This is a genomic window from Roseateles sp. DB2 (genome assembly GCF_051857535.1).
Lineage (GTDB): Bacteria > Pseudomonadota > Gammaproteobacteria > Burkholderiales > Burkholderiaceae_C > Roseateles_B.
In genome coordinates this window covers 1-2,625 of sequence record NZ_JBPZGY010000037.1, presented here as the reverse complement: position 1 = coordinate 2,625, position 2,625 = coordinate 1, and the positions used below count along the sequence as shown (strand labels likewise).

Annotated in this window: 1 protein-coding gene; it reads left to right on the top strand. The window is 71.1% G+C overall.

Annotated elements, in window-relative coordinates:
* A partial coding sequence (locus ACS5PK_RS22535) for a condensation domain-containing protein (RefSeq protein ID WP_439442503.1) occupies positions 1-2,625 on the top strand: 2,625 nt, incomplete at both ends.

Genomic DNA, 2,625 nt, shown 5'->3' with positions numbered 1-2,625 from the left:
GGGCGCCGGGGTGGCACGAGGCTACCTCCGCCAGCCAGAGCTGACGCAGGAGCGCTTCCTGGAGGATCCCTTCGTGAAGGCGCAAGGGGGGACGGGGCGGATGTACCGCACCGGAGACCTGGTGCGTTGGCGCGAGGACGGGGTGCTGGAGTATGTGGGTCGCAACGATGCGCAGGTGAAGCTGCGGGGCTACCGCATCGAGTTGGGCGAGATCGAGGCGAGGTTGCTGGCGCAGCCTGGCGTGCGCGAGGCCGTGGTACTGGCCCGCGAGGACGAGCCGGGGCTCAAGCGCCTGGTGGCCTACGTGGTACAGGATGCGGTGCAGGATGCGGTACAGGATGCGGTGCCGGCCGGAGCGGAAGCTGCGGCGGAAGACGAGGCCATGGACACGCTGCGCCAGGCCCTGTCGCAAGAGCTGCCCGGCTACATGGTGCCCAGCGCCTTCGTGCGCCTGGACGCACTGCCCCTGACACCCAACGGCAAGCTGGACCGCCGCGCGCTGCCGGCACCGGACCTGCAGGCCCTGGCCGCGCGGGGCTACGAGGCTCCGCAAGGCGAGCTGGAAGAACAGCTCGCCGCACTGTGGGCCGAGGTGCTGCAGCTGCCGCGCGTGGGCCGGCACGACAACTTCTTCGAGCTGGGCGGGCATTCGCTGCTGGCCGTGACGCTGATCGAGCGCATGCGCCAGCGCGGCCTGGCCAGCGACGTGAGGGCGCTGTTCAGCGCGCCCAGCCTGGCGCAGCTGGCGCAGAGCCTGCAAGGCCTGGACGGCAGTCCGGAGCTGCCTGGAGAGGTCGAGGTCCCGCCCAACGCCATCCCCGAGGGCGCGACGCAGATCACGCCGCAGATGCTGCCCCTGGTCTCACTGAGCCAGGCACAGCTGGATGCGATCGTGGCGCGCGTGCCCGGCGGTGCGGCCAATGTGCAGGACATCTACCCCCTGGCCCCGCTGCAGGAAGGCATGCTCTTCCACCACCTGATGGCGGCCCAGGGCGATGTGTACCTGCAGGACGTGCTCTTCAGCTTCCAGGAGCGGGACAAGCTGGATCGCTTCGTGCAGGCGCTGGGCCAGGTCGTGCAACGCCATGACGTGCTGCGCACCGCGCTGCACTGGGAAGGCCTGGACGAGCCGGTGCAGGTGGTCTGGCGCGAGGCACCGCTGGTGGTGCAGGAGGAGGCCCTGGCGGCGGACGGCCCCCAGGACGCCGCGACACAGCTGCGCGAGCGCTGGGATCCGCGCCACACCCGCATCGAGCTGACCCAGGCACCGCTGATGCGGGCCCACGTGCTGCACGATGCGGCCCAGCAGCGCTGGCTGTTGTTGCTGCTGATGCACCACCTGGCGACGGACCATCAGGCCCTGGAGGTCATGCAGCAGGAGATCGCCCTGCTGCTGAGCGATCGAGCCCAGGAGCTGCCCCCCGCACAGCCCTTCCGCAACTACGTGGCGCAGGCTCGGCTGGGCCTGACGCCAGCCCAGCACGAGGCCTACTTCCGCGAGCAATTGGGCGATGTGGACGAGCCGACGCTGCCCTACGGCCTGTCGGATGTGCAGGGCGATGGCAGCCAGGTCGGGGAAGCCCACCTGGCGCTGCCAGATTCGCTGAGCAGCGGGCTGCGCACCCAGGCCCGCCGCCTGGGCGTGAGCGTGGCCAGCCTGTGCCATCTGGCCTACGCCCAACTGCTGGGCCGGGTCAGCGGTCGCGAGGACGTGGTCTTCGGCACCGTGCTGTTCGGCCGCATGCAGGCCGGAGCCGGTGCGGACCGGGCCCTGGGGCTGTACATCAACACCTTGCCCCTGCGCGTCAAGCTGCAGGGCCCGGTGCTGACGGCCGTGAAGCAGGTCCAGCAGGACCTGGCCGGCTTGCTTCGCCACGAGCATGCGCCTCTGGCCCTGGCCCAGCGTTGCAGCGGGCTGGACAGCGGCGTGCCGCTGGTGACGGCGCTGCTGAACTACCGACACAGCCAGGGGCAGTCCCAGGAGCCGGCGGAGTTGCCGCCCGCCTTGCAGGGCATCGAGCAACTCGCAGCTCAGGAGCGCACCAACTACCCCTTCACGCTGAGCGTGGACGACCTGGGCAGCGACGGTCTGGCCCTGAGCGCCCAGGTCAGCGCCCCGGCCCAGGCCCCGCGCGTGTGCGTGCTCATGCAGGAAGCGCTGCAGAGCCTGCTCCAGGCCTTGCAGTCCGCGCCGGACCAGACCCTGGCCGCGCTGCCCCTGCTGAGCCCGCAAGAGCAGGCCCAGCTGCAGCAGTGGCGCCAGGAGGCACAGCAGCCCTTGATTGGCCCGCAAGACGTGCTGGCGAGAGTGCAGGCACAAGCGCAAGAGACGCCCGAGGCGATCGCGCTGGAGCAAGGGGATCAGAGGCAGAGCTACGCCCAGCTGCTGGCGCAGTCGCGGGCCCTGGGGGGCTGGCTGGCGGCGCAGTGCGCGGGCGAGGAAGAGCGCGTGGCGGTGTGCGTGCCGCGCTCCATGACCTGGGTGCAGGCGCTGCTGGGGGCCTGGCAGGCGGGGGCGGGCTATGTGCCGCTGGACCCGCAATGGCCGGACGCACGGCTGGCGCAGACGCTGCAGGACTGCGCGCCCAAGGCGATCCTGACGCTGGGGTCGTTGCAGCAGGAGCG